The organism is Enterobacter soli (genome assembly GCF_964208575.1).
Classification (GTDB): Bacteria; Pseudomonadota; Gammaproteobacteria; order Enterobacterales; family Enterobacteriaceae; genus Enterobacter; species Enterobacter soli_A.
In genome coordinates this window covers 152676-172452 of sequence record NZ_CAXOFU010000004.1, presented here as the reverse complement: position 1 = coordinate 172452, position 19777 = coordinate 152676, and the positions used below count along the sequence as shown (strand labels likewise).

Sequence of the window (19777 nt, the reverse complement as noted above, 5' to 3'; positions counted from 1 at the left end):
CCGCGTCAGCGGGAAGGTTATTTGTGGCAAAAAAAAACCACTCCGCTGAAAATTCGCGCGAGTGGCCTTTTTTTACACTTACAAATTGTTACCAGTTTTTTGAGCTATCGATCACTCAAAATCACCTTCGACGATCAGGGAGTCATCCCCCCCTTCGGGAGTAACGTGCTCGTATTGCCATGGATTGTGGTAATTCTCCATCGCCTCGAACACCACCTTCGCCAGCTCGTTATTGCTTGCTGAGTTATGGCAAAGCAGATACTCCGTGTCCGGCAGCGCAGGAAGGCCATCGGCCTTGCCCAGCACGCGCAGATCCGGGCTCATCATCTCCACCGGACGGGCGGTAACGCCAAGCCCCGCCTTCACCGCGGCGCGCACGGCGGGCAGCGTCGATGCGACATACGCCAGACGCCACGGAATATTGGCTTCATTCAGCGCGGCGATCACCATATCCCGGAACGGGCTTGGATCGTCGAGCAATACCAGCGGAATGGGTTCGCCTTTTTGCAGAACATATTCCGCCGCGCAGTACCAGTGCGTGGGTGAGGTACGCAGCGTCAGGCAATCAAACTGCCCCGGACGGTGCGTGGTCACCACCAGATCCACCTCGTTCTCTTTCAGCATCTCAACCATAAAGGCATTACGCTTTACGCTGACATCCAGCGCAAGTTTCGGATAAACCGAACTAATTCGATTGAGCAGGAAAGGCAAAATGGTATCAGCGGATTCATCAGAGGCCCCTAATGTTAACACTCCCTGGAGATTGCTAAACATTAATGACATACATGCTTCATCATTAAAGCGAAGTATTTTCCTGGCATATCCTAAAAGCTGAATACCGTGTTCAGTTAAAAGTTTATTCCGCCCGTGTCGGGCAAATAGCTCTTTACCGACCAGTTGCTCCAGCCTTTGCATTTGTTGGCTAACGGCTGACTGGGTACGACAGACTGCGGCAGCAGCTGCTGCAAAAGTGTTGAGATCGGCGACCGCAACAAACGTTCTCAGCAGATCGAGGTCGAGATTCATTATCGGACGATTTGCATTTATCATATCTATTCACTTACAGGTTGCTCGTGCGGAGCTGCCCGGGTTGAAGCTGTGTGTAACAGTTAAACAATTCCTTCTGAAGGATTTCCCTCGCATCCCGGCCCGGCAGACTGCCTGACAGATAGTTATTGTGCTGGTGTATATCAACAGTCAGAAATCACGTTTCATGACGATATTTTTATTCTCTAAAACGTTCAGGATATTTAGATGAATGCAGATTTTATGTAAATTCCATTAAAGGAATCACAGGGTATCTGCCATCTTTATCGCAGCGCTGTCAACTTAGCAGGATGTGGTTCACACATTCACGTAAGAGATAACTCTAACAATAACAATCAATTAATGCAGAAAAGCAGGTTCGGATATACCACTCTGGTCTACTTTTCCGAAAGACATCTTAACCCAAATCCACTTTATTTATAAGTATTATTGCAATATTGAAGATTTAACAGTGTTGATAAGCGGCTAAACTAATTTTATTAAAATTAACGAAAGTTGCATTTTCGTCGGCAATAATAAATAAATTTTAATTTAGATTAAGTGTATTCATTAATAACACTTAACATTAAATTTACATGGGCAACTTTTATCCAGAAGGATTTATTCACATAAACTATAACAAAGGACTCAGGTTTTACGAAAAGTCACTTATGGCAACTGATCTTCTTCTCTTCCTCGCCCTGCGCCGCCATTTTTATTTACTCCAGCACAAAATTCAACAATAACGGCGTTGGACAGCACAATAAACGCAAACCCACATTTAAAGCATTACTTTAAAGCAGAAAAAACGCTCATGAATAGCGGAATAGATTACAAAGATTTTATGCCATTGAGCAAAATCTTCTTCTGTATGCCCTTCAAAACGCAGCGATGTGGGAGTACATTGTTCCGTGCTGACTTCCACGGCAGGGAGTGGCGATAATAGCAAAAGGTTAAAGGTTCATGTCCCCTATCGAAAAATCCAGCAAACTCGACAACGTCTGTTACGACATCCGCGGCCCGGTTCTGAAAGAGGCCAAACGCCTTGAAGAAGAAGGCAATAAGGTTCTGAAACTCAACATTGGTAACCCCGCGCCATTTGGTTTTGATGCGCCGGATGAGATCCTGGTTGACGTGATCCGCAATCTGCCAACCGCGCAGGGTTATTGCGATTCAAAAGGCCTTTATTCCGCCCGCAAAGCCATCATGCAGCATTATCAGGCGCGTGGAATGCGCGATGTCACCGTTGAAGATATTTATATCGGCAACGGCGTTTCCGAACTGATCGTGCAGGCGATGCAGGCGCTGCTGAACAGCGGCGACGAAATGCTGGTTCCGGCCCCGGATTACCCGCTGTGGACGGCGGCCGTGTCGCTCTCCAGCGGCAAAGCGGTGCATTATCTGTGCGACGAGTCGTCCGACTGGTTCCCGGATCTGGACGATATCCGCGCGAAGATCACGCCCCGCACCCGCGGCATCGTGATTATCAACCCGAACAACCCAACCGGCGCGGTTTATTCGAAGGAGCTGCTGATGGAGATCGTGGAGATCGCCCGCCAGCACAACCTGATCATCTTTGCCGACGAAATTTACGACAAGATCCTGTACGACGCCGCGCAGCACCACTCGATTGCCGCTCTGGCGCCTGACCTGCTGACCGTGACCTTTAACGGCCTGTCAAAAACCTACCGCGTGGCGGGCTTCCGTCAGGGCTGGATGGTGCTTAACGGCCCGAAAAAGCACGCCAAAGGCTATATCGAAGGGCTGGAAATGCTGGCCTCGATGCGTCTGTGCGCAAACGTACCGGCGCAGCACGCGATCCAGACCGCGCTTGGCGGCTACCAGAGCATCAGCGAATTCATCACTCCTGGCGGGCGTTTGTACGAGCAGCGCAACCGCGCGTGGGAGCTGATCAACGATATTCCCGGCGTGTCCTGCGTGAAGCCAAACGGCGCGCTCTACATGTTCCCGAAAATTGACGCTAAACGCTTTAATATTCACGACGACCAGAAAATGGTGCTCGACTTCCTGCTGCAGGAAAAAGTGCTGCTGGTTCAGGGAACCGCCTTTAACTGGCCGTGGCCGGATCACGTGCGCATCGTGACCCTGCCGCGCGAAGACGACCTCGAAATGGCGATAAGCCGCTTTGGTCGATTCCTCTCGGGTTATCACCAGTAATCTTAAAATCAGGCTACTTCGGTAGCCTGATTTGCATCTTGCCTCCCCTCCCCGCACAATGAAGTCCGTCGCAGTGAAGACAGAAGGTAACCCATGAGTCAGAGCCATTTTTTTGCCCACCTCTCCCGCCTAAAACTCATCAATCGCTGGCCGCTGATGCGCAACGTGCGTACCGAGAACGTGTCCGAGCACAGCCTCCAGGTTGCGATGGTCGCTCACGCGCTGGCAGCGATTAAAAACCGCAAGTTCAACGGACAGGTCAATCCCGAGCGAATCGCGCTGCTGGCGATGTACCACGACGCCTCAGAAGTGCTGACCGGCGATCTGCCCACCCCCGTGAAATATTTCAATTCGCAAATCGCCCAGGAATATAAGGCCATCGAGAAGATTGCCCAGCAAAAGCTGATCGACATGGTGCCGGACGAGCTGCGCGATATCTTTGAACCGCTGATTGATGAGCACAGCTATACCGAAGATGAAAAATCGCTGGTTAAACAGGCGGATGCGCTTTGCGCCTACCTGAAATGTCTGGAAGAGCTGTCTGCGGGGAATAACGAATTCTTGCTGGCAAAAACGCGGCTGGAAAAGACGCTTGAAACCCGCCGCAGCGCGGAGATGGATTATTTCATGCAGGTGTTTGTGCCGAGCTTCCATTTGTCTCTGGACGAGATAAGCCAGGATTCGCCGCTGTAATTTTTTGCCGGGCGGCGGCTTCGCCTTACCCGGCCTGCGTTTCTACGCTCACGCTTAAAACGGGAACAGCACCGGAATCAACACCACGCACACCACCATCACCAGCACGGTGAACGGCACGCCAATCTTCACGAAGTCGCTGAATTTATAGTTACCCGGCCCGAGCACCAGCGTGTTGACCGGCGAAGAGACGGGCGTCATGAACGCCGCGGACGCGGCCATCGCCACCATCATGGCGAACGGATACGGCGAAACGCCCATTGATTTCGCCATCGCCAGCGCGATAGGCGCCATCAGCACCGCCGTTGCGGTATTGGAAATAAACAGGCCGATGGACGCGCACATCACGAACAGGCAGACCAGCATCAAGTAAGGGCCGTAGCCGCCGCCGATGTCCATCAGCCCTTTCACCACCAGATCCACACCGCCGGTCTTCTGCAGCGCGAGGGCGAACGGCATCATCCCGACAATCAGAATAATGCTCGGCCAGTGAATCGCTTTATAGGCGCTTTCCGCGTCGATGCAGCGGAATTTGCCCATCAGCAGGCAGGCTATGATCGCGGCGATTGGGTTCGGGATTTCGTCGGTCAGCATCAGGGCGACCATCAGCACCAGACAGAAAATCGCGTGCGGCGCCTGGCTGTGCGCGGGCGAGGCGTCGCTCTCCTCAACCGGCATATTGAGCACCACAAAATCGCGGCCTTTTTGCCCGAGCTGGCTGATAAGCTTCCAGTTGCCCACCACCAGAAAAATATCCCCAAGCAGGATCGGCTCATCCACCACCGCCCCTTCCAGCGCCACGCCGTCGCGCTTTAACCCGACAACGTTGAGGCCATAGCGGGTGCGAAAACCCATTTCCCGCACGGTTTTGCCCAGCAGCTCGGATTCCGGGATCAGCGAGACTTCGGCCATCCCGACGTCCAGTGCCTGATCGGAGAAATACTCCCCGCGCAGCACCATTGGCTCAAGCAGCTGTTCGCTGCAAAACTCGCGCAAATCGACGTCCGCCGTGGACATATCGATCAGCAGCACGTCCCGCGCGCGGAATTCCGACACCCCGTTAACGTTCACAATCACCCGGCGAAAACGACGCCAGCGCTCCACGCCGATTACGTTCGCCCCGTAGCGCTCGCGCAGTTTTAAATCATCAAGGCGTTGACCGATCATCGGCGAACCCGGGCGTATTGCCAGACGGCGCGCCCGCCCGGTCAGGCGGTACTCTTTAATCAGATCCCGGAAGGTGCGGCGCTTCCAGCCGTCTTTCGCTTTATCCTGCTTTTCCCCCTGCAGCGCAAAGCGGGTCAGGAGCATGTAAATGACGCCCATCACCAGGATCACCAGTCCGAGCGGCGTGACGCTGAAGAAGCTAAACCCCTCCAGCCCTTCCCGGATCAGCTCGCTGTTCACCACCAGGTTTGGCGGCGTTGCCACCAGGGTCATCATGCCGCTGATAAGCCCGGCGAAGCTGAGCGGCATCATCAGGCGGGAGGGCGAGGTTTGCATCCGCATTGAGACGCTTAACACCACCGGAATAAAGATGGCGACCACGCCGGTGGAGCTCATAAAGGCCCCCAGCCCGGCGACGGTCAGCATCAGGTAAACCAGCATCTTGGTTTCGCTGTTGCCCGCTACCTTCACCAGCCAGGAGCCCATAATGGTCGCCACGCCCGTGCGCACCAGCCCGTCGCCGATGATAAACAGCGCGGCAATCAGAATTACGTTCGGGTCGCTAAAGCCGGAGAAGGCTTCAGGAAGTGTAAGCGTGCCGCTTAATACAAAGGCGACGATGACAAACAAGGCCACCGCATCCATGCGAACCTTGCCCGTGGCAAAGAGAATAATGGCGATAAAAAGCAGGCTGAGTACCCAAATCAGTTCACCGTTCACAACGTATCCTTGTCAGAGGAATCAGGGAGAGAAAAGAGTCTGCCATAAAAAAGCCCCAACAATGTGGGGCTAAATCATGGGATTACATTTTCAGCGAGACGGTTACAATTCCGTCCGGCGATTTAGAAACGGCGAGCGCCGTGAGCGAACTCAGCACAAAATCGGCTTCGTTCAGTCGGGGTGAATCGGCAGGGACGTTCACCGCAATCACGTGGCTTCCGGCATTCAACCCCGCCAGCACGCCTGCCGCCGCATCTTCAACCACCACGCACTCCGCTGGCGCTAACCCCAGCAGCTCGGCGCCGAGTAAAAACGCGTCCGGTTCGGGCTTTCCGCGCTTCACGCGCTCTGCGGTGATAAACACTTCGGGTTCAGGCAAACCCGCAGCCTTGTGGCGGGCGTGAGCAACGGGAACAGAGCCGGAGGTCACAATCGCCCACGGGATCTGCGCGTCGTTCAGGTGCAGGAGCAGCTCGCGCGCGCCCGGCAGCGCGGTGATACCGTCGGTGTCGGTGGCTTCAATCTGCTCAAGGTATTTGAACTCGGCCTGGATCTCTTCCTCAGCGCGCCCCGCCAGGAAGTGGCGTAAAGAGGTAATGGCCTGTTTGCCGTGGATAAAATTCAGTACTTCCTGATGGTCGATGCCATGCCTGTCGGCCCAATGGCACCACGAGCGCTCCACAACCGGCAGCGAATCCACCAGCGTACCGTCCAGATCAAACAGAAAACCTTTACACTGCACACGCACCTCCGTCAGGCATTAATGATTTGTTGAATTTCGTTGCTGCTTAAATGGTACTGGCGCGGGCAAGCGTGCCAAACGCTTAACATGCGCTGATATTTTTCCCACATTGGGGTCTGCGCGTTAAAGCCGTGGGTGCCCGCGTCGAAGTGGGTGTAACGCCCTTCGGTGTTCACCATAAAGCGGACATAGCTCAGATAGCGGGATTCCGTTGCGGCATCGAAGCCTAAGAAGGTCACGCGGCGCTCGTCGATGGTCTGGGGATCTTTCAAATTGGTCCAGGAAACGTGCAGCGCGTGGTACATCTCCATGATGTCGATAACGATGCGGCAGGTTTCTTCTTTAAGCTCGCCGAACTCGCGGTCCAGTTCGCGCATCTGCAAACCAAATCCACGTTCGACGATAGTCTGCAAGCGGCTGTAGCGCGCAGCGTTGTCGGGATCAAGCATTGTCATCATCTTGTACTGGTTAGACAAAATCAGACGTTGAGCATGGGTCATTTCCATCTTTCGACTCCTGTAGCGCTTTGCACTTGAAAAAAAAGACACGGTAACGGCCTGTTACTGTGCCCTCTTTTAATAGTCGTTTCGATGATCAATCACAAATCATCGAGGAATGTTTTATCAAGTTGTTTAAAAGCCCGCTTAAGGGTGTCTGCCAGTGCCTGGTAATCCGGCTTGCCTTCAACCGGGGCTAACGCCTGCCCCGCCTCTTCAAGTTTTCCACGCACTTCATAAAACCAGTGTAAAATTGTTGGTGGCAGCGGCGTGACAGAACGCTTCCCTAACCACCACAGCCCCTGCATTGGAAGGCTAAGCGCAAACAGCGCGGTGGCAACCGCGGGGCCCAGCTGACCGCCGAGCGCGATTTGCCAGCACAGGGTAAATATGGCGAGCGGCGTCATAAAGCGGATCGCATAGCGCGTGGCGCGGATGACGCGGTTCTCAATGAACATGGGCGCAAGGCGCTTTTCTAAGGGCCACGTCTTTGCGTAGTGCTGGCCCCGACGAAACAGGCTGAAAAAGCTCACGGAGGGGATCTCAGGTGTCGACATGGCTGTACCTCAACTTCACATATAAAAATTAAAATTTTCGTGCAAAACCACAACAAGCTATGACAACGTTCAAAATATTTTGTCATCGCTACCCAGTATCGGGTATTCTGTGCCAGCCTCATAGGGCCGTAGACGAGAATCGTTAAGTCGTCAAATTATCGCATATTATGCCATTGCCTGAAAAATGTTCAAAATGGCGTAAAATCAGATGTATTTCTTCCATCATGCCAGAATGTACGTTCGGCATGATGTTAATCATAAACGTCCAGGTCTGATTGCGTTACGCTTCACGACTCACTGACGTTTTTTTAGCCACGTATCAATAATAGGTACTTCCATGTCGAGTAAGTTAGTACTGGTTCTGAACTGCGGTAGCTCCTCACTGAAATTCGCCATCATCGATGCGCTCAACGGTGACGAGTACCTCTCTGGTTTGGCCGAATGTTTCCACCTTCCAGAAGCACGTATCAAGTGGAAGATGGACGGTAGCAAACAAGAAGCGGCTTTAGGTGCAGGCGCCGCTCACAGTGAAGCGCTGAACTTTATCGTTAACACTATTCTGGCACAAAAACCAGAACTGTCTGCTCAGCTGACTGCGATTGGTCACCGTATCGTCCACGGCGGCGAAAAATACACCAGCTCCGTAGTGATCGACGAATCCGTGATCCAGGGCATCAAAGACTCTGCCTCTTTCGCACCGCTGCACAACCCAGCTCACCTGATCGGTATCGCTGAAGCACTGAAATCCTTCCCGAATCTGAAAGACAAAAACGTGGCCGTGTTCGACACCGCGTTCCATCAGACCATGCCGGAAGAATCTTACCTCTATGCCCTGCCGTACAGCCTGTACAAAGAGCACGGCGTTCGTCGCTACGGCGCACACGGCACCAGCCACTTCTATGTGACTCAGGAAGCCGCAAAAGTTCTGAACAAGCCGGTTGAAGAAGTGAACATCATTACCTGCCACCTGGGTAACGGTGGTTCCGTTTCTGCAATCCGTAACGGTAAATGTGTGGATACCTCCATGGGTCTGACCCCGCTGGAAGGTCTGGTGATGGGTACCCGTTCCGGTGACATCGACCCGGCTATCATCTTCCACCTGCACGACACCCTGGGCATGAGCGTTGACGACATCAACAAAATGCTGACCAAAGAGTCTGGCCTGCTGGGTCTGACCGAAGTCACCAGCGACTGCCGTTACGTTGAAGACAACTACGAATCCAAAGCCGACGCTAAGCGCGCAATGGACGTTTACTGCCACCGTCTGGCGAAGTACATCGGTTCTTACACTGCACTGATGGACGGTCGTCTGGACGCGGTTATCTTCACCGGTGGTATCGGTGAGAACGCGGCAATGGTTCGTGAACTGTCCCTGGGTAAACTGGGCGTTCTGGGCTTCGAAGTTGACCACGAGCGTAACCTGGCTGCCCGCTTCGGCAAGTCTGGCTTCATCAACAAAGAAGGCACCCGTCCTGCTATCGTTATTCCAACTAACGAAGAGCTGGTCATCGCGCAAGACGCGAACCGCCTGACTGCCTGATTCCACACCGCCAGCAATGCTGGCGGTGCTGTTTTGTAGCCCGCCCAACGTCGGCGGTAACGAAAGAGGATAAACCGTGTCCCGTACTATTATGCTGATCCCTACCGGAACCAGCGTCGGCCTGACCAGCGTCAGCCTCGGCGTGATCCGTGCTATGGAACGCAAAGGCGTTCGTCTGAGCGTCTTTAAGCCAATCGCCCAGCCGCGCGCCGGTGGCGATGCGCCAGACCAGACCACCAGCATCGTTCGTAAGAACTCCAATCTGCCGGCGGCTGAACCGCTGAAGATGAGCCACGTTGAGTCTCTGCTCTCCAGCAACCAGAAAGACGTGCTGATGGAAGAGATCATCGCCAACTACCACGCGAACGCGCAAGACGCGGAAGTTGTACTGGTTGAAGGCCTGGTCCCGACCCGTAAACACCAGTTTGCCCAGTCTCTGAACTTCGAAATCGCGAAAACGCTGAACGCGGAAATCGTCTTCGTTATGTCTCAGGGCACTGACACCCCAGAACAGCTGAAAGAGCGTATCGAACTGACTCGCAGCAGCTTTGGCGGCGCAAAAAACAGCAACATCACCGGCGTTATCGTCAACAAACTGAACGCCCCGGTTGATGAGCAGGGCCGCACTCGCCCTGACCTGTCCGAAATCTTTGACGACTCTTCCAAAGCGAAAGTGGTTAAAGTTGACCCGGCTAAACTGCAGGAATCCAGCCCGCTGCCGGTTCTGGGCGCGGTGCCGTGGAGCTTCGATCTGATTGCGACCCGCGCAATCGACATGGCGCGTCACCTGAACGCGACCGTGGTTAACGAAGGCGACATCAACACTCGTCGCGTGAAGTCTGTCACCTTCTGTGCGCGCAGCATTCCGCACATGCTGGAACACTTCCGCGCAGGTTCCCTGCTGGTAACCTCTGCTGACCGTCCTGACGTGCTGGTTGCAGCCTGTCTGGCTGCGATGAACGGCGTGGAAATCGGTGCCATCCTGCTGACCGGCGCTTACGAGATGGACCCACGCGTAAGCAAGCTGTGCGAACGCGCGTTCGCCACCGGCCTGCCAGTGTTCATGGTGAACACCAACACCTGGCAGACCTCTCTGAGCCTGCAGAGCTTCAACCTGGAAGTGCCGGTTGATGACCACGAGCGTATCGAGAAAGTTCAGGAATACGTTGCAGGCTACATTAACGCAGACTGGATCGAATCCCTGACCGCAACCTCCGAGCGCAGTCGTCGTCTGTCTCCGCCAGCCTTCCGCTACCAGCTGACCGAGCTGGCGCGTAAAGCGGGCAAACGCGTTGTTCTGCCAGAAGGCGACGAACCGCGTACCGTTAAAGCAGCGGCTATCTGTGCAGAGCGCGGCATCGCGACCTGTGTGCTGCTGGGTAACCCTGACGAGATTAACCGCGTCGCGGCTTCTCAGGGCGTTGAGCTGGGCGCTGGCATCGAAATCGTTGACCCGGAAGTGGTTCGCGAGAGCTACGTTGCCCGTCTGGTTGAGCTGCGTAAGAGCAAAGGCATGACCGAAGCCGTTGCGCGCGAGCAGCTGGAAGACAACGTGGTGCTGGGTACGCTGATGCTGGAGCAGGACGAAGTTGACGGCCTGGTTTCCGGTGCGGTTCACACCACTGCGAACACCATTCGTCCACCGCTGCAGCTGATCAAAACGGCTCCGGGCAGCTCTCTGGTTTCTTCCGTGTTCTTCATGCTGCTGCCTGAACAGGTTTACGTTTACGGCGACTGCGCGATCAACCCGGATCCAACCGCAGAACAGCTGGCTGAAATCGCTATCCAGTCTGCTGACTCCGCGATTGCCTTCGGTATCGAACCGCGCGTTGCGATGCTCTCCTACTCCACCGGCACCTCTGGTGCGGGTAGCGACGTAGAGAAAGTGCGTGAAGCCACCCGTCTGGCGCAGGAAAAACGTCCTGACCTGATGATCGACGGCCCGCTGCAGTACGACGCCGCCGTTATGGCTGACGTTGCGAAATCCAAAGCGCCGAACTCGCCGGTTGCAGGTCGCGCTACCGTGTTCATCTTCCCGGATCTGAACACCGGTAACACCACCTACAAAGCCGTTCAGCGTTCAGCTGACCTGATCTCCATCGGGCCAATGCTGCAGGGTATGCGCAAACCTGTGAACGACCTGTCCCGTGGCGCGCTGGTTGACGACATCGTCTACACCATCGCGCTGACCGCGATCCAGTCTTCACAGCAGCAGTAATGTATTGCCGGATGGCGCTTCGCTTATCCGGCCTACAAAACCGTAGGCCCGGTGAGCGCTAGCGCCACCGGGCAACAAAAAGGCGACCACCCGGTCGCCTTTTTTATTTACAGCAGCTCTCTCGCCGCCGACACGATGTCGTGTGCCGTCAGGCCGTACTCTTTTTGCAGGAAGTCCTGCGTCCCCACCTGACCATAGCGCTCCTTCACCCCCACCCGGCGCATGGGCACCGGACAGGTTTCCACCAGCACTTCCGCCACCGCCGAACCCAGCCCGTTATGAATGCTGTGGTTTTCGCAGGTCACGATGCGCCCGGTTTTCTCGGCGTAGTTTTTCACCAGCATCCGGTCGATAGGCTTGAGGGTGAACATATCAATCACCGCGGCGCTCACGCTCTCCTGCTCCAGTTGACGCGCCGCTTCCAGCGCTTCCGCCACCATAATGCCGTTGGCAATCAGCGTGATGTCGCTGCCTTCGCGCAGCACGTTGCCCTTGCCGATGGTAAAGGTCGAGCCCGGGGCATAGACGCTCGGCGCCTGCTTGCGAATGGTGCGCACCCAGTAAAAGCCCTCAAGATCCATCAGCTGGCGCAGCACGTCCTCAAACATCACCGCGTCGGTCACTTCCAGCACCACGGAGTGCGCCAGCCCGCGCACAATGCCCATGTCCTCGAACGACATGTGGGTACCGCCGTTGTGACAGGCCGTGACGCCCGCATCCGAGGCAATCACCTTCACGTTATTGCGCTGATAGTCCAGGGACATAAACAGCTGGTCAAAGCAGCGGCGGCTGGCAAAGGCCGTAAAAGTATGCACGAAGGGTTTGCGCCCGGTGAGGGACAAGCCCGCCGCCGTGCCGATGACGTTAGCCTCCATGATGCCGCAGTTGATGACGTGCTGCGGGTAATCTCGCGCCACGCCGTCCATCGCTATCGAGCTCATCAGATCCGCCTCCAGGGCGATGATTTCGCTGCCGGCCTCAATCTGCTTCGCCACAAACCCGGCGTAGACCTTACGCATCTCAACGGCATCTTTTTGTCCTGCGGGTGCAACCTTAATCATGTGAAGCCTCCAGTTGGCGAATTGTCTCGTTAAGCGCCGCTTTGCTCTCCTCGGTCAGCCGCAGGTGGTGCGAGTTGCCGAGCTGCTCCAGATACGGCACCCCCTGCCCTTTAATGCTGTCGAGGATGACGACCAGCGGGCGGGCATCGGCTTCCGGCACCAGCGAGGTCACCTCCAGCAGCGCCGGGATGTCGTCCCCTTTCACCGTCACCACGTCAAAGCCGAAGGCGCGGAATTTACCTTCCAGGTCGAACGCGCAGATGATGTCGTCCAGCTCGCCGTCGAGCTGCTGTTTGTTCCAGTCCACGAACACCGTCAGGTTGTTCAGACGATGGTGGGCAATAAACTGGAACGCTTCCCAGCACTGCCCCTCGTTCAGCTCGCCGTCGCCGACGATGCAGAAGACGCGGTTAGGACGGCCAGCCAGCTTGTGGGACAGCGCCATGCCGCCCGCGATGGAGATCCCCTGCCCCAGCGACCCGGTTGTGGCATCCACCCCGCGGGTTTTCAGCCTGTCCGGGTGGCTCGGCAGCCGCGTACCGTTCTGGTTCAGCGTGCTCAGCTCTTCCACCGGGAAGTAGCCCTTGATGGCGAGGGTGCTGTACAGCGCCGGGCCAGCGTGGCCTTTCGACAGGACAAAGTAATCCCGCTCCGGCCAGTCCGGGTCCGCCGGGTCAATCTTCATCACCGCGCCGTAGAGAACGGCCAGGGTTTCCACCACCGACATACTGCCGCCGTAGTGGCCAAAGCCAAGGTCCGTCAGGGATTTCAGGGTGGCCACGCGGATATCCCGCGCCAGCCGGGTAATTTCAGTTACGTTCATGATTTGGCTCCGGTATTTTCCTGCGCGTTACTTCCCGCAGATTTGTTTTTAGCGAACAGGTTCCAGGCCACCAGCAGCGCGAACAGCGCGACAACCAGCCCGGTGATGGCAAGCGGAGACAGGAAGCGCGCCAGGTTGCCCAGCACAATCCCGACGGCGCCGAAGTCAGCATCCGAGAAGGTGGTGTTAGCAAAGCCAATCGCCCCCAGCACCGGCAGCAGCAGAACCGGCAGGAAGGTAATCAGCAGGCCGTTGGCAAACGCACCGATCATCGCCCCGCGACGCCCGCCCGTGGCGTTCCCAAACACGCCGGCGGTCGCCCCGGTGAAGAAGTGCGGCACCACGCCCGGCAGGATCAGCACCCAGCTGAACTGACCGCAGATGAACAGCCCGACCAGACCGCCTAGGAAGCTGAACAGGAAGCCAATCAGCACCGCGTTAGGGGCATACGGATACACCACCGGGCAGTCCAGCGCAGGACGCGCGTTCGGCACCAGCTTTTCCGAGAAGCCGGTAAACGCAGGAACGATTTCCGCGAGGATCAGACGCACGCCCTGGAGGATGATGAACACCCCGGCGGCGAAGGTGATGGCCATGATGATGGCGTAGACCAGGTAGTTCTGGCCGCCGGAGAAGGTCGCTTCGACATACTCGCGCCCGGCGCTCACCGCCATGATCAGGTAGATAATCATCATGGTCAGCGAAATAGAGATTGAGCTGTCGCGCAGGAAGCTCAGGTTTTTCGGCAGGTTCATCTCTTCGGTAGAGCGCGAGCCTTTGCCGAACTTGCTGCCAATCCAGCCGGAAAGCACATATCCCAGCGTACCGAAGTGGCCAAAGGCGATATCGTCATTGCCGGTAATGCGCTTCATGTAGCGCTGGGCAATGGCCGGGAAGAAGGCCATTACCAGGCCGAGGATCAGCGAGCCGGTAAATACCAGTCCTACCCCTTCAAAGCCGGCAACCGTCAGGATCACGCCAATCATGCACGCCATATAGAAGGTATGGTGCCCGGTCAGGAAGATGTATTTCAGGCGGGTAAAGCGCGCGACGATAATATTCGCCACCATCCCGAAGGCCATAATCAGCGCCGTGGACGCGCCGTATTTTTCCAGGGCAATAGAAACAATCGCTTCGTTATTCGGGATGATGCCCTGAATAGTAAACGCGTGTTCAAACATACCGCCAAGGGGATTTAGCGAGCCCACCAGCACGGTGGCGCCGCCGCCCAGCACAATAAAGCCGAGAATGGTTTTAATGGTGCCTTTGACGACATCCGAAAAGGCTTTCTTCTGCGCAACCAGGCCAATTAAGGCAATTAACCCCACTAATACCGACGGGACCTTTAAAATATCAACAACGAAATTCAGCGTTTCAAGGATAAACATATCCACCTCGCCTAATCAGGGTTATTGTTTGTCGAACCATGCGCGCAGCTGCGCTTCGAGTTCATTGATATCGATGATGTTGTTGATCACCACCAGCTGGCTTTCCGGCACGCTGGCGCTGGCGGCGATATCCTTCGCCATCACAAAGAGATCTGCCGCACCCGGGGTGGCCGAAGAGAGATCCGAGTGTTCCACTTCGGCCTCTATTTCGAGCTTTTTAAGCACCTTTTTAATATTCATTTCGACCATAAAGCTGCTGCCGAGGCCTGAACCGCAAATAGCCATGATTTTCATTGTTATCCCCTTTTTTGAGTAGAGTACGTCCCCACCACGCTCGCGCGTAATGTAGTGACTTATCGGTTTAAAATAATTAAATCAGAAGCGGTCGATAATCGTTTTAATTTCCTCCAGCGTCTTCGCCTGATGTAATTGTTCCATATCCTCATCGCTGGAAAATAATTCCGCCAGCGCGGAGATCGTTTCGATATGGCTGTGTTTATCCGGCGCCGCCAGCATAACGATAATATCGACAGGGTCGAATTCACCGGCGCCAAATGACACTCCCTGCTGTAGTTTTAATAATGACAGGCCAAGTCCCTTTGCCCCCTCTTCTGGCCGCGCGTGCGGCATGGCCAGCCCTGGTGCCAGCACATAGTACGGGCCTAGCTTGTGATGCTGTTCGACGATGGCCGTCACGTATTCGGGCGCAATCACCTGCATGTCCAGCAGCGGTTTTGCGCATATTTCCAGCGCCTGCGGCCAGCTTTCAATGCTGTCCTGAAGGGTGATGGTTGTATCATATATCCATTTTTTGAGCACTTTTCACTCCCCGTCTGACGCCTAAGATGTGCAAACTTTATTCAACACATCAATCATTGACTGCGATCAGGATCACAAAGATAGCGCTACCAACGGTTAACATTCAGTTTTGTGATAGCGCTATCAAATTGCAATCAGGGCGTGAAATCACAGCAAAAAAAGGGATTTAAGGCGTATACTGCGTTTCACGTGAAGCGAAGGATGATAAGAAAAACGCGTCTGATCTGCAGGAAGGTGTATGTCCCTAACACGAAAACGACGTAGTACCGGTAAAGTAACGCTTGCCGATGTCGCACTGCTTGCGGGTGTAGGCACGATGACGGTGTCTCGTGCATTGCGCACACCTGAACAGGTTTCCGATAAACTGCGTGAAAAAATTGAAGCTGCCGTACAGGAGCTGGGTTACATGCCCAATCTGGCCGCCAGCGCACTGGCATCGGCCTCCTCCTGGACGATTGCCATGGTTGTTCCCAATCTTTCAGAAGCCGGCTGCTCGGAGATGTTCGCCGGGCTACAGCAGGTGCTACAGCCCGCCGGGTATCAAATCATGCTGGCAGAATCGCAGCATCGTCTTGAACAAGAAGAGAAGTTACTCGAAACGCTGCTGGCATCGAACATCGCGGCCGCCATTCTGCTCAGCGTCGACCATACCGACACCGTGCGCCACTGGCTGAAAAACGCCTCGATCCCGGTGATGGAAATGGGGGCGATGCGCGCCGATCCGCTCGATATGAACATCGGCATCGATAACGTTGCCGCCATGTACGAGCTGACGGAGATGCTTATCCAGCGCGGCTACCAGAACATCGGCCTGCTGTGCGCCAGCCAGGAGCAGTGGATTTTCCAGCAGCATCTTCAGGGCTGGTACAAAGCCATGCTGCGCCACCACATGTCGCCAAACCGGGTGATTAACGCCGCCGTTCCGCCCAACTTCTCCACGGGTGCGGCGCAGCTACCCGAGTTTTTACTCGCCTGGCCGGAGCTGGACGCGCTGGTCTGTGTGTCGGACGAGCTGGCCTGCGGCGTGCTTTACGAGTGTCAGCGTCGGCGTATTAAGGTGCCGGACGATCTGGCGGTGGTAGGATTTGGCGATAGCGACGTGAGCCGCGTCTGTCAGCCGCCGCTCACTACAATGGCGGTGCCGCACCGTAAGATTGGGATTGAAGCCGGGAAAGCGCTGCTGGCGCGTCTGAATGAGGGAGACTGGAGCGATGGGAAACCTATCGCCTCCAGCCTGTGTATGCGAGAGAGTTGCTGAGGCTTATTCGGCCTCTTCCTCTTTTTCCGCTTTGCTTTCCGGCTTAGCGGATTCGTTTTTGGCGTTGCGGGTCATCCACAGCGCCAGCGCTTTTAACGAGTCCGGCGTGAACTCATCGCAGCGGGCGGTGATCTCTTCCGGCGTCATCCAGCTGACTTCACTGACCTCTTCTTCCTGAAGCGCAAACGGCCCGTGGGAGACGCAGCTGAACAGCCCGCCCCAGACGCGGCAGTGTTCGTCTTCAAAATAGAACTGACCGTGCTCAGCAAACGGCACGCCTGCAATGCCGAGCTCTTCTTCCGCTTCGCGGCGGGCGGAATCCAGCAGCACTTCGTCTGCCTGAACCACGCCGCCCGCAGTGGCATCCAGCATTCCGGGCAGAAAATCTTTTGTGTCCGTGCGGCGTTGAACCAAAATTTTACCCATACCGTCATGAACAACGATATACGTTGCACGGTGGCGCAGCCGTTCGGCACGCATCTGTTCGCGGCTCGCCTGCGCTATCACTTCATTGTCTTCACTGACAATGTCTACCCATTCTGTACTTGCCAAATGACTCTGCTCCACCATCGGGAAACCTTCTCGTCTAAGCGCTCTTTCGGCGCGTTTGCAGTTGTGGTGTAACTTACGGATTAATCGTTACCTGCGCAATAACTTGCTGATCATTAAGTGCGATAACGCTTAGGGTATTATCGACAAGCATGCCGTAGCTGGCGGCAAATCCCCCTTTCGGGATGCTCACCGAACCGGGGTTAAAGTGATAAATCTCCCCGCGTTTTTCAGCGACCGGAATATGAGTATGACCATAAACCAGCACATCGCCAGCGGCGAGCGCCGGGAGATTGTCCGGGCTAAACAGATGACCGTGGGTCAAAAACAGGCGGCTTTTTTCGAGCAGCACCTGCTGCCACGGGGCGGTAATCGGGAAATGCAGCAGCATCTGATCCACTTCGCTGTCGCAGTTACCGCGAACGGCAATAACGCGCCCGGCAACCGCGTTCAGTTTCTCCGCCACCTGTGCCGGGGCATAGCCTTCCGGCAGGGCGTTACGCGGGCCGTGATTTAGCATATCGCCCAGGATAACCAGCCACTGCGCGCCGCTTTGTTCAAACAGAGACAACACGCGCTCTGTGGCGGGCAGCGAGCCGTGAATATCCGACGCAAACATCAGTTTCATCAGTCACTCCTCAGTAAAACAGACTGCCCTAATGATACCTCAAGCGGCTGCGCTTATCAGCCCGCGCGCCGGGCGGAGAGCGCCACAAAACGCTGCACCGAGGCACGCTGCCACTGGAAGTTGGCATAGTCCACCAGCAGCTGCGGCACCTCGTCGCCATTGAGAACCAGGCGGTTGAGCATCAGCGCCAGATCGACATCAGCGATGCACCACTCGCCAAACAGGTTTGGATTGCCGTGGGCAAGCAGCGACGATGCGGTGTCGATAAGCTTGCGGGCGCTGGCCTGCCCCTCTTCGCTCAGCGGCGGTTTTTTCACGCCTGCGAACACCACGTCGGTTGAGCGTTCAACGCGGATCGGCACCAGATCGCTGCGCAGCCACGCCTGGATCTGACGCGCACGCGCGCGCTTTTGCAGATCGTGAGGATAGATGCGCTCCCACTCCGGCGGGGAAAATCGCTCTTCGAGGTACTCCGTAATTGCCGAGGATTCGCTCAGCTCGAAGCCGTCAATTTCCAGCACCGGCACGCGGCGGGTCAGCGCGTAGCCCTTCCAGTCGGGTTTGAGGTGCGCACCGCTGTCCAAATCCAGGGTTTTCAGTGTCACCGATAGCCCCTTTTCTGCCAGCGCGACATACACGCTCATGACGTAGGGGGAAAAGAAATTGCTGTCTGACCACAGCGTTATTGCAGGTTGGTTCATAACGTCCTCATCGACTGGCGGGTTTTCACTCAACATATAATCTCTTTGCGTCGCTGTCACTTGATGAAAACTCACGATTTACAACAAGCACCTATACTCGTTTTATCGCCTCACCATTTGCCTGAACTGGAGATGAGAATGATAGACCTCTACTACGCCCCAACCGCTAACGGTCACAAAATCACCCTCTTTCTTGAAGAAGCAAACCTGGACTATCGAATCATTCGGGTCGATATCAGCAAAGGCGATCAGTTCAGGCCCGATTTTCTGGCGATTTCACCCAACAATAAAATTCCGGCTATTGTCGATAACGCGCCAGCCGACGGCGGCAGGCCGCTAAGCCTGTTTGAGTCCGGCGAGATCTTGCTGTATCTGGCGGAAAAAACCGGGCAGCTGCTGAGCGGGGAACTGCGCGAGCGCCACCACACGCTGCAGTGGCTGTTCTGGCAATCGAGCGGGCTGGGGCCGATGCTTGGGCAGAACCACCACTTTAACGCGTTTGCGCCGCAGCTTATCCCCTACGCCATCGAGCGCTATCAGGTGGAAACCCAGCGTCTTTACGGCGTGATGAACCGCAGGCTGGAGAAAACGCCGTGGCTGGGGGGCGATCACTACAGCATTGCCGATATCGCCTGCTGGCCGTGGATTAACACCCACGAGCGGCACCGTATTGATTTAGCCAGCTACCCGGCGGTGAACAACTGGTTCGAGCGGATCCGCACGCGTCCGGCCACCGAGCGCGCCATGCTTAAAGCCCAGCAGATTTAACCCTGCGCCCGGTTGGGCGCGGGTTATCTCCTCATGTATCATGGAGGAAATAACGACACGGAGAAGACCTGCAATGTCACAGCATGACGCTATTATTCGCATTAAAAACTTACGTTTACGCACCTATATCGGTATTAAGGACGAAGAGATCGCCAACCGCCAGGATATCGTGATCAATGTGGTTATCCACTACCCGGCGGACAAAGCGCGCGCCAGCGAAGATATCAACGACGCGCTGAACTACCGCACCATTACCAAAAACATCATCCAGTATGTTGAGAGTAACCGCTTCTCTTTGCTGGAAAAATTAACCCAGGATGTGCTCGATATCGCACGCGAACATCATTGGGTCACCTATGCTGAAGTAGAGATCGATAAACTTCACGCCCTGCGCTACGCCGACTCGGTTTCCATGACGTTAAGCTGGCAGCGCCAGGCGTAAAC

General features: G+C 55.5%; 20 protein-coding genes. 7 read left to right on the top strand and 13 right to left on the bottom strand.

Annotated features, from left to right (window positions below):
- Positions 1–111: 111 nt before the first annotated feature.
- Positions 112–1050, bottom strand: a complete 939-nt coding sequence (gene lrhA, locus AB6V08_RS05685) for a transcriptional regulator LrhA (RefSeq protein WP_368541771.1) — start codon at positions 1048–1050, stop codon at positions 112–114.
- Between the two features lie 939 nt (positions 1051–1989).
- Here lrhA and alaA point away from each other — a divergent pair.
- Complete coding sequence (gene alaA / locus AB6V08_RS05680; protein WP_368541770.1) at positions 1990–3204, top strand: alanine transaminase AlaA; 1215 nt, start codon at positions 1990–1992, stop codon at positions 3202–3204.
- A 93-nt stretch (positions 3205–3297) separates the two neighbouring features.
- Entirely contained in the window at positions 3298–3897 is a 600-nt protein-coding gene (gene yfbR, locus AB6V08_RS05675) for a 5'-deoxynucleotidase (protein WP_368541769.1), read from the top strand.
- A 54-nt stretch (positions 3898–3951) separates the two neighbouring features.
- Here yfbR and AB6V08_RS05670 read toward each other — a convergent pair whose 3' ends face one another.
- The 4 genes from AB6V08_RS05670 to yfbV form a co-directional block, all read right to left on the bottom strand.
- Positions 3952–5784, bottom strand: a complete 1833-nt coding sequence (locus tag AB6V08_RS05670) for an SLC13 family permease (protein ID WP_368541768.1) — start codon at positions 5782–5784, stop codon at positions 3952–3954.
- 82 nt (positions 5785–5866) lie between these two features.
- On the bottom strand, positions 5867–6526 hold the full coding sequence (locus AB6V08_RS05665) for a sugar phosphatase (protein WP_368541767.1): 660 nt from the start codon (positions 6524–6526) through the stop codon (positions 5867–5869).
- Between the two features lie 11 nt (positions 6527–6537).
- Positions 6538–7032: a YfbU family protein gene (locus AB6V08_RS05660; protein WP_368541766.1), complete on the bottom strand. Its 495-nt coding sequence runs from the start codon at positions 7030–7032 to the stop codon at positions 6538–6540.
- Between the two features lie 92 nt (positions 7033–7124).
- Positions 7125–7580: a terminus macrodomain insulation protein YfbV gene (gene yfbV / locus AB6V08_RS05655; RefSeq protein ID WP_368541765.1), complete on the bottom strand. Its 456-nt coding sequence runs from the start codon at positions 7578–7580 to the stop codon at positions 7125–7127.
- Positions 7581–7917: 337 nt separating this feature from the next.
- Between yfbV and ackA the strand changes: the two genes are divergently transcribed.
- Together ackA and pta are read left to right on the top strand one after the other, a co-directional pair.
- Entirely contained in the window at positions 7918–9120 is a 1203-nt protein-coding gene (gene ackA / locus AB6V08_RS05650) for an acetate kinase (protein WP_368541764.1), read from the top strand.
- A 76-nt stretch (positions 9121–9196) separates the two neighbouring features.
- A complete protein-coding gene (gene pta, locus AB6V08_RS05645; protein ID WP_368541763.1) occupies positions 9197–11338 on the top strand; it encodes a phosphate acetyltransferase in 2142 nt (713 codons plus the stop codon).
- 107 nt (positions 11339–11445) lie between these two features.
- Here pta and AB6V08_RS05640 read toward each other — a convergent pair whose 3' ends face one another.
- The 5 genes from AB6V08_RS05640 to AB6V08_RS05620 form a co-directional block, all read right to left on the bottom strand.
- A complete protein-coding gene (locus AB6V08_RS05640; protein WP_368541762.1) occupies positions 11446–12399 on the bottom strand; it encodes a transketolase family protein in 954 nt (317 codons plus the stop codon).
- Positions 12392–13222 carry a transketolase gene (locus AB6V08_RS05635; RefSeq protein WP_368541761.1) on the bottom strand — a complete coding sequence of 277 codons (831 nt, stop codon included), beginning with the start codon at positions 13220–13222 and terminating at the stop codon, positions 12392–12394. Before AB6V08_RS05635 ends, AB6V08_RS05640 begins: the two co-directional genes overlap by 8 nt.
- Entirely contained in the window at positions 13219–14610 is a 1392-nt protein-coding gene (locus AB6V08_RS05630; RefSeq protein WP_368541760.1) for a PTS ascorbate transporter subunit IIC, read from the bottom strand. The genes AB6V08_RS05635 and AB6V08_RS05630 overlap by 4 nt, the downstream gene beginning before the upstream one ends.
- A 21-nt stretch (positions 14611–14631) precedes the next feature.
- Positions 14632–14904 carry a PTS sugar transporter subunit IIB gene (locus tag AB6V08_RS05625; RefSeq protein WP_368541759.1) on the bottom strand — a complete coding sequence of 91 codons (273 nt, stop codon included), beginning with the start codon at positions 14902–14904 and terminating at the stop codon, positions 14632–14634.
- An 81-nt stretch (positions 14905–14985) separates the two neighbouring features.
- Positions 14986–15429 (bottom strand): PTS sugar transporter subunit IIA, encoded by a 444-nt coding sequence (locus AB6V08_RS05620; protein WP_368541758.1) that lies wholly within the window; start codon positions 15427–15429, stop codon positions 14986–14988.
- Positions 15430–15667: 238 nt separating this feature from the next.
- On the opposite strand from AB6V08_RS05620, the gene AB6V08_RS05615 reads away from it, so the two are divergent.
- Positions 15668–16687, top strand: a complete 1020-nt coding sequence (locus tag AB6V08_RS05615) for a LacI family DNA-binding transcriptional regulator (RefSeq protein WP_368541757.1) — start codon at positions 15668–15670, stop codon at positions 16685–16687.
- Between the two features lie 3 nt (positions 16688–16690).
- Here the strand turns inward: AB6V08_RS05615 and yfcD are convergent, their stop codons facing one another.
- Genes yfcD through yfcF form a run of 3 tightly spaced genes read right to left on the bottom strand, consistent with a single transcriptional unit; the run spans position 16691 to position 18565 of the window.
- Positions 16691–17257, bottom strand: coding sequence for an NUDIX hydrolase YfcD (gene yfcD / locus AB6V08_RS05610; protein WP_368541756.1), 567 nt, complete (start codon positions 17255–17257; stop codon positions 16691–16693).
- Positions 17258–17312: 55 nt separating this feature from the next.
- Complete coding sequence (gene yfcE, locus AB6V08_RS05605) at positions 17313–17864, bottom strand: phosphodiesterase (protein ID WP_368541755.1); 552 nt, start codon at positions 17862–17864, stop codon at positions 17313–17315.
- Between the two features lie 56 nt (positions 17865–17920).
- Positions 17921–18565 (bottom strand): glutathione transferase, encoded by a 645-nt coding sequence (gene yfcF, locus AB6V08_RS05600; RefSeq protein ID WP_368541754.1) that lies wholly within the window; start codon positions 18563–18565, stop codon positions 17921–17923.
- Between the two features lie 138 nt (positions 18566–18703).
- Here yfcF and yfcG point away from each other — a divergent pair, with 138 nt between their 5' ends.
- Entirely contained in the window at positions 18704–19333 is a 630-nt protein-coding gene (gene yfcG, locus AB6V08_RS05595) for a GSH-dependent disulfide bond oxidoreductase (RefSeq protein ID WP_368541753.1), read from the top strand.
- A 73-nt stretch (positions 19334–19406) separates the two neighbouring features.
- Positions 19407–19775: a dihydroneopterin triphosphate 2'-epimerase gene (folX, locus tag AB6V08_RS05590; protein ID WP_368541752.1), complete on the top strand. Its 369-nt coding sequence runs from the start codon at positions 19407–19409 to the stop codon at positions 19773–19775.
- Positions 19776–19777 lie beyond the last annotated feature (2 nt).

Bases quoted from the DNA above. Each gene is read 5' to 3' on its own strand.
- AB6V08_RS05640 (WP_368541762.1), bottom strand. From the start codon at position 12,399: ATGATTAAGGTTGCACCCGCAGGACAAAAAGATGCCGTTGAGATGCGT.
- yfcG (WP_368541753.1), top strand. From the start codon at position 18,704: ATGATAGACCTCTACTACGCCCCAACCGCTAACGGTCACAAAATCACC.
- yfcD (WP_368541756.1), bottom strand. From the start codon at position 17,257: ATGGTGGAGCAGAGTCATTTGGCAAGTACAGAATGGGTAGACATTGTC.
- AB6V08_RS05660 (WP_368541766.1), bottom strand. From the start codon at position 7,032: ATGGAAATGACCCATGCTCAACGTCTGATTTTGTCTAACCAGTACAAG.
- AB6V08_RS05635 (WP_368541761.1), bottom strand. From the start codon at position 13,222: ATGAACGTAACTGAAATTACCCGGCTGGCGCGGGATATCCGCGTGGCC.
- yfcE (WP_368541755.1), bottom strand. From the start codon at position 17,864: ATGAAACTGATGTTTGCGTCGGATATTCACGGCTCGCTGCCCGCCACA.
- folX (WP_368541752.1), top strand. From the start codon at position 19,407: ATGTCACAGCATGACGCTATTATTCGCATTAAAAACTTACGTTTACGC.
- AB6V08_RS05625 (WP_368541759.1), bottom strand. From the start codon at position 14,904: ATGAAAATCATGGCTATTTGCGGTTCAGGCCTCGGCAGCAGCTTTATG.
- yfbR (WP_368541769.1), top strand. From the start codon at position 3,298: ATGAGTCAGAGCCATTTTTTTGCCCACCTCTCCCGCCTAAAACTCATC.
- ackA (WP_368541764.1), top strand. From the start codon at position 7,918: ATGTCGAGTAAGTTAGTACTGGTTCTGAACTGCGGTAGCTCCTCACTG.
- yfcF (WP_368541754.1), bottom strand. From the start codon at position 18,565: ATGAACCAACCTGCAATAACGCTGTGGTCAGACAGCAATTTCTTTTCC.
- yfbV (WP_368541765.1), bottom strand. From the start codon at position 7,580: ATGTCGACACCTGAGATCCCCTCCGTGAGCTTTTTCAGCCTGTTTCGT.
- lrhA (WP_368541771.1), bottom strand. From the start codon at position 1,050: ATGATAAATGCAAATCGTCCGATAATGAATCTCGACCTCGATCTGCTG.
- AB6V08_RS05630 (WP_368541760.1), bottom strand. From the start codon at position 14,610: ATGTTTATCCTTGAAACGCTGAATTTCGTTGTTGATATTTTAAAGGTC.
- AB6V08_RS05615 (WP_368541757.1), top strand. From the start codon at position 15,668: ATGTCCCTAACACGAAAACGACGTAGTACCGGTAAAGTAACGCTTGCC.
- alaA (WP_368541770.1), top strand. From the start codon at position 1,990: ATGTCCCCTATCGAAAAATCCAGCAAACTCGACAACGTCTGTTACGAC.